Source organism: Streptomyces sp. NH27, assembly GCF_056859195.1.
This window is the reverse complement of record NZ_JACEGK010000487.1, coordinates 1-6,128: the sequence shown is the minus strand read 5'-3', so window position 1 is coordinate 6,128 and position 6,128 is coordinate 1. Positions and strand designations below refer to the sequence as shown.

Annotated in this window: 5 protein-coding genes and 1 pseudogene; 2 read left to right on the top strand and 4 right to left on the bottom strand. The window is 71.1% G+C overall.

The window, feature by feature from the left end:
- Positions 1-81: 81 nt before the first annotated feature.
- The 3 genes from AC13HU_RS29985 to AC13HU_RS29975 form a co-directional block, all read right to left on the bottom strand.
- Positions 82-2,508, bottom strand: coding sequence for a ricin-type beta-trefoil lectin domain protein (locus AC13HU_RS29985; protein WP_483045117.1), 2,427 nt, complete (start codon positions 2,506-2,508; stop codon positions 82-84).
- A gap of 579 nt (positions 2,509-3,087) precedes the next feature.
- Entirely contained in the window at positions 3,088-3,468 is a 381-nt protein-coding gene (locus AC13HU_RS29980; RefSeq protein ID WP_483045116.1) for a toxin-antitoxin system YwqK family antitoxin, read from the bottom strand.
- A 196-nt stretch (positions 3,469-3,664) separates the two neighbouring features.
- Positions 3,665-4,681 carry a hypothetical protein gene (locus tag AC13HU_RS29975; protein ID WP_483045115.1) on the bottom strand — a complete coding sequence of 339 codons (1,017 nt, stop codon included), beginning with the start codon at positions 4,679-4,681 and terminating at the stop codon, positions 3,665-3,667.
- A 91-nt stretch (positions 4,682-4,772) separates the two neighbouring features.
- On the opposite strand from AC13HU_RS29975, the pseudogene AC13HU_RS29970 reads away from it, so the two are divergent.
- Positions 4,773-4,880: pseudogene (locus AC13HU_RS29970) on the top strand (AraC family transcriptional regulator); the annotation flags it as partial.
- Positions 4,881-4,893: 13 nt separating this feature from the next.
- Here AC13HU_RS29970 and AC13HU_RS29965 read toward each other — a convergent pair.
- Entirely contained in the window at positions 4,894-5,259 is a 366-nt protein-coding gene (locus AC13HU_RS29965) for a YybH family protein (protein WP_483045114.1), read from the bottom strand.
- A 120-nt stretch (positions 5,260-5,379) separates the two neighbouring features.
- Between AC13HU_RS29965 and AC13HU_RS29960 the strand changes: the two genes are divergently transcribed.
- The coding region (locus tag AC13HU_RS29960) for a LysR family transcriptional regulator (RefSeq protein ID WP_483045113.1) at positions 5,380-6,128 on the top strand (749 nt) is incomplete at its 3' end.

The following is a 6,128-nucleotide window of genomic DNA, read 5'->3' as shown; positions in this document are numbered from 1 at the left end:
GGCCCCACGGCCCGCCTGCGTACAGCCGATCGGTCAGGCTGCCGGTCGCTCAGGCTGCTGATCTGTCAGGCAGCCGATCTGTCAGGACGGCAGCGTCCACTGCTGGTTGGATCCGCCGTTGCAGTCCCACAGTTCGAGCTGGTTGCCGTTGGTGGTGTCGCCCTTGGGGATGTCCAGGCACCTGCCGGACACGGGGTTGTAGAGGGTGCCGATCTGCGGGAGCCATTGCTGGTTGGCGCCGCCGTTGCAGTCCCACAGCTCGACGAGGGTTCCGTCGGCGGTGCCGTTGTCGGTGGCGTCCAGGCACTTGCCGTTGATCTGCACGGTGCCCGCGCCGGCGCCGCCGGGCGCGGGGACGGTCCAGTTCTGGGCACCAGTGGTGTTGCAGTCGTAGATCTGGACCGCGGTGCCGTTGTCGCTCGAACCGGTGTTGTCGTCCAGGCACTTGTTGATCCCGGCGCCGGAGACGATGTGACCGGTGACGGTGCCGGTGCTGCCGACCGGGGTGACGGTGAGGTTGTCGAACTGGTCGGTCTGGTAGCCGCTGGTGCCCAGGCCCACCATGCCGGTGGCGTACGAGGAGTCGGTGGCCGATCCCACCGTGTTCCCGTCGATCGCGGCGGTGAGTGTGCTGCCGTTGACGGTCAGTGCGAGGTGGTGCCAGGTGCCGGTGCCCAGCGCGGTGGTGGTGCCGACGGCCAGGGGGATCTCGATGCCGCTGGAGCTGTTGCGGAGGATCGACCAGGCGCCGGTGTCGGAGACCTGGAGGTAGTAGGCGTCGATGGCCGACGGGGTGAAGCCGCCCTGGTTGCCGACCCTGGCGAGGAGTTGCACCGAGCCGGCCTGCCGGATCAACGTGTCCGCGGCCACCGTGTAGTTGGCCCAGCCGGGCCCGCCGCCGAAGGTGTACGGGGCGGAGTCGCCGTCCCACTCGATCGGCTTGGTCGCGGCCTGCTGGGTGACGCAGTTCCCGGAGCGGCCGCCGGCGCACCCGGTGACCTCGAAGGCGCCCTGCTGCTGGGCGAGGTAGGCGGGCTGCCGGCCGGCCTGGTCGGTGTCGAAGTTGTCGGAATACGGCAGCGGTTGGGGCTTGGCGGCCGGCCCCTGGGCGGTGCCCTTGCCCTGCCCGGTGGTCGTGGTCAGGGTGTAGACGTAGCCGGGCTGGACGGTGAGCGAGTAGGCGCCGCCGGACGGGGTGAGGGTGGACTGCTGGACGAGGTTGTCGCCGGAGGTGGCGCTGTTCACGTCGGTCGCCCAGACGTGCACCGGCCCGGTGGAAAGGCCGCCGGAGACCTGCACGTCGACGGTCTGCGCCGAGGTGGCGGTGGTGGCCTCGATGACGGTGGAGTAGTCGCTGCCGGTCGCGGACTTCAAGGTGACGTAGCTGCCGTTCGACTCGCTGCCGCCGAGGTAGCCGGAGCCGGCGTCCACGAACTTCCAGCCGGGCGAGGTGAACTGGGTGATCTGGGCGGTGGCCCACAGGTTCTTGCCGACGCTGTAGGCGCCGGAGTAGGGCTGGTTGGCGAGCACCAGGCCGTCGGTGTCGTAGGGCAGGTTCGGGTAGACGGCGGCGGCGACCGGCCAGTTGATGTAGGCGGTGAGCTTGCCGTCGATGTAGCCGCGGGTGAAGGAGCGGATCAGCGCGGGCGCGCCGGAGTCGCGGTCCTGGGAGCCGTTCTCACTGGCCCACAGCGGCTTGCCGGTGCCGACGGCGGTGCTGGTGCTGGGGCAGGTGTCGGCGCTGCCGCCGTCGCCTCCCGCGCAGGGGTAGTGCGCGCCGATGACGGAGATGCTGTTGGCGAAGGCGGAGTTGGACGCGACGTCGTTCGCCACGGACCAGTCGCTGTCGGCGCCGACGATCTGGGTGCCGGAGTAGCCGTTGCTGTCGAGGGCGGCGCGCAACTGCTCGTACCAGCCGATGTTGTAGCCGCGTTCGTTCCAGCCGCCGAGGTAGTCGATGGTCAGGCCGTGGGACTTGGCGCAACCGAGCCAGTTCACCAGGTAGTTGACGGTGTCGGTGGACCAGAAGTTGCCGCCGCCGAGGTAGCCGGGGGCGCCCCAGGCCAGACCGTAGAGCTTGATGGCGGGGTTGCGGGCCTTGGCCTGCTCCATCAGCCACCACTCGTAGCCGGTGTTGCAGTCGACGGCGCCGCTGGTGTGCTCGTGGCTGGACTCGGAGCCGTCGGTGGAGTTGGTGTCACCGCCGATCTCGACCTTGAAGATCTGGAGATCGGCGCCGTAGCCGGGTTTGAAGAGGTAGTCGAGGATCTGCTGTTGCTGGGCGGCCGGGTAGTCGGTCAGCAGCCGGCTGTTGCCGCCACCGCCGCTGATCGCCCCGATGCCGTCGAAGGTGCGGCCGCCGCTGGTGCCGTCGACGGAGATGGTGGCGGCGGTCGCGGCGCCGGCCGGCGCGGCGACCGAGCCGAGGCCGAGGGCGGCGAGCACCGCGAGGACGACGGCTGCGACCACCGTCCGGAGCGAGGAGCCGAACGGGGCGAATCTGCGCATGGGGGGTTCCTTTCGGATGCGGGCGAAAGGGTGCAGAGCCGAGTACTTCGGTGACCGTCATGTGGGGAAACGTTTGGAATAGTGGGGAGAGTTGATCAGAAGTCAGCAGAACCAAGCGCGTGAACATGACACTGCCGCACCCGGGTGAAGTCAAGGGCCCGGACCGAAGTGCCGCCACGCCCGGCCACGCCCGGTCACAGCGCCGCCAGATGGTGCGATCCGGCGCGCACCGAGGTCTTTACGGCGACGACATCGATGGACTAGAACGACAGTCATCCGATGTTCATAAGCACCGTCGCGGGAAAAGCGCGGCGGCGCTCGTCAACTACGTCCAGAGGACGGCGTATTCATCGGAGCACTACTGAAGCGCTGAGGAACGAACGCAAGCCGGACTCCCACCAAGCGTCGTGCGCCGCCGACGCCACCGGCGCGTGGAACTGCGCCCCCGACGGCCGCCCGCGCGGCCGTTCCCGAAGGTACGAGCGGTGCCGGTCGCCCCGACCGGCACCGCTCGTGCGGGCGTGCGGGCGTGCGTGCGTGCGTGCGTGCAAAGGGGCGATCGTCCGGCGCCGCGCTTGGCTACCAGGCGGAGTGCTCCGCCTCCTGATCGGCGAAACGCCATGTCATGGTGGGCAGACCCTCGCGATCCCACTCGTAGTGCTCCAGGAGGGTGGTGCGCTCGTCGAAGACCCGGCTGACGGCGAGCACGCCGTTGGGGTGCCAGTCCTTGAACTCCCCCACGACCTGGCCCATCCGCAGCGAACCCTTCGAGCGGAGCGTGCCGTCCGAGTACCACTCGACGGTCGGACCGTCGGGCACCCCGTCCCGGTAGGTGCTCAGCGCGACCCGGGCCTCGCCGGCGAACTCCTCCACCTCTCCGGTGAACAGCTCGTTCCGATACACGACGCGCAGATCCTCGTCCTTGCCGACGTCCGGATCGTCGAAGTTGATGCGCTGCACCGGCCTCACTCCTGTCCCAGTCCCCTTTTGCCGTTCCGCCCCGCGACACCCGTGCGGCGGCGACCCCCCACACCGTCGCCGGGCGGAAGGCCGTACCGGACATCCCTGGCCCCCAGTATGGCGGCCTCGTGGCGCCCGCAACGACGTCCCGGCGGCCGAATCGCCCGACAGGCCCAAAGTGCCCCGGAAGGTGCGGTCACGCGTCCTTGGCAGGGGAGATCTTCGCGAGCCAGCCGGCCGTTTCGGACGCGGGGAGGGTGGCTTCGAGGACGAGGTCGCCCGGCATGTTGGAGAAGAGCCGGCCGGCGGGCCAGGCGCGTTCGTAGGGCGGGGTGTCGAGGACGAGCAGGCGGACGCCGTCGACGAGGGGGATGTCGGCGGGGATGCCCTCGTTCCAGATCCAGGTGCCGTCGGGGGCCGCCAGATTGAACGAGCCGATGGTGTCGGTGTCGCCGGTCGCGGAACGGCAGACGGCCACGGCCAGCTCGCTGGGCGCGGCGCCGGGGACGTGGCCGCCGCCGACGAGCTCGCCCGCCAGCAGGGTGTGCAGCTGGAAGTTGTCGCCGAGGCCGCTGATCCGCACCCGGTAGCCGGTGCCGGTATCGCGGTGCAGCACCACCAGCGGTTCGTCGTCGAGGACGGCGAGCATGTAGCGCAGGTACTTCAGGCCGCCGCCGGTGGCGTCGCCGACCCGCTCGGCGGCGTCGATCAGGGCGGCGCGGTCGGGCAGGGCGAGCCGGACCGGCTTGTGGTTGAGGACCGCGACCGCGGCCATCTCCCACTGGGGCAGCGTCCACCACGCCTCGGTGGCGGGCTGGCCGACCCGGTCGAAGACGGCGTCCTCGGGGTCGGACTTCTCCGGGTCGGGCAGGTCGCCGCCGCCGGTGGCCGCCCACCGGGCGGTGAACTCCTCAGCGCCGGCGAGGGCTTCGCCGACCCCGGCCAACACGGTCGGCGCGCAGACGACCGGGTCGGCGCCGCGCTCCACGGCCGCACCGATCACGACCGCGACCACCGAGCGCGGCCCGGGCGGCACTTCGGGCAGCAGCGTCGCCAACCGCGGTGCGACCGTGGCCAGTTCGGCGTCGTCGGCATCATGGAAGGTCTGCTGGAGCAGCCCGAACGCGTCTCCCGACGCCTGGGAGTCGCGGGCCCGCACGGCTGCTTCGAAGTCGGCGACCGCACTGCTGAAGGTGGCTTGTCCGGAGTTCACCCGCGCAGCCTATCGGCCGGACCGGACACCATGACCGGGGTCGCCGACACCCGGCGAAGGCCCAGGCGCGTACCACTGCGGAACGAACCCCCACCTGCACCGTGACGTCATGGCCTTCACAGGGGTCACCCCGTCGGCCGTGACCCGCGAGTCGTGGCTGGCCGTGGACGACATCGCCTGGCCCGCCGGCCCGCGCTGACCGGGCGGTCAGCTCACCCCTCGGGCGTGACGAACTCGGGCTGGTCGAGGATACGCAGCCAGCTGCCGTCGGGCTGGCGCCGGACGACCTGGGCGCGGGCGCCGGCACCGTCACGGGGAGCCGTGGAGGTGAGTGCGACGTCCCCGTGGACGAGTGTCGGCATCGGCTCCTCCGGCTCGAAGTGCGGCCGGTTCGCGAGCACCTTCGCCCACAGTGCCCGGATGGCGTCGCGCCCGACGGTCTGCCCGCCGGGCGGATACGCCAGCACCGCGTCCTCGGCGTAGAGCGCGGCGACCCCGGCCGCGTCACCGGCGTTGGACCGCTCCACGAACAGGCGGGTGATGTCCTCGGGCCGCATGGCCTTGGCGTACTCCGGCATGGCGCTTCTCCTCACGTACCGCTGCTTGCGTCGCTTCTTTTCCTTGCTCACCTCCCAGCGTGGTCCGGCCACGGCAAGAAGTCCAACAGATGGTTCTGATGCGAGCTAGAATTATCAGTTATGGACCTGAGACAGCTCGAGTACTTCGTCGCGGTCGCGGAGGAGCGGAACTTCACGCGGGCCGCCGAGCGCGTCCATATCAGCCAGTCCGGGGTGAGCGCGCAGGTCCGTCGCCTGGAGCAGGAGTTGGGCGCGGAGTTGTTCGACCGTTCCGCGCGCGCCGTGACGCTCACGGTCGCCGGCAAGGCCGCCCTCGAACACGCGCGGGCCGCCCTCGCGGCGGTCGGCGCCGTGACGCAGGCCGTCGGCGAGGTCACCGAGGTGATCCGGGGGCGGCTCGCCGTGGGGATGGTCATCGGCTGCACCCTCACCCCGCTGTTCGACGCGCTCGCCGACTTCCATCGCGTGCACCCCGGTGTCGAGATCGCGCTGCTGGAGGAGAACTCCGAGCGGCTGGTCGAGCAGGTGCGGTCCGGCGCGCTCGACCTCGCGCTGGTCGGCACGGCGAGTGCCGCGCCGGAGGGGCTGGAGGCGCTCACCCTCATCAGCGAGCGCCTGGTCGCCACCGTCCCCGCCGACCATCCGCTGGCCGGCCGGCGCCGCCTCGCCCTGCGCGACGTCGCCGCGTACCCGATCATCTGCATGCCGCCCGGGACCGGGCTGCGGACCGTCTTCGACCGGGCGTGCGCCGCGGGCGGGCTCCGCCCGGTGATCGCCTTCCAGGCGAGCGCGGCCGACGCGATCGCGGATCTCGCCGCGCGCGGGCTCGGGGTGGGGGTGCTCAGCGCGTCCATGGCCGAGCGGTACCG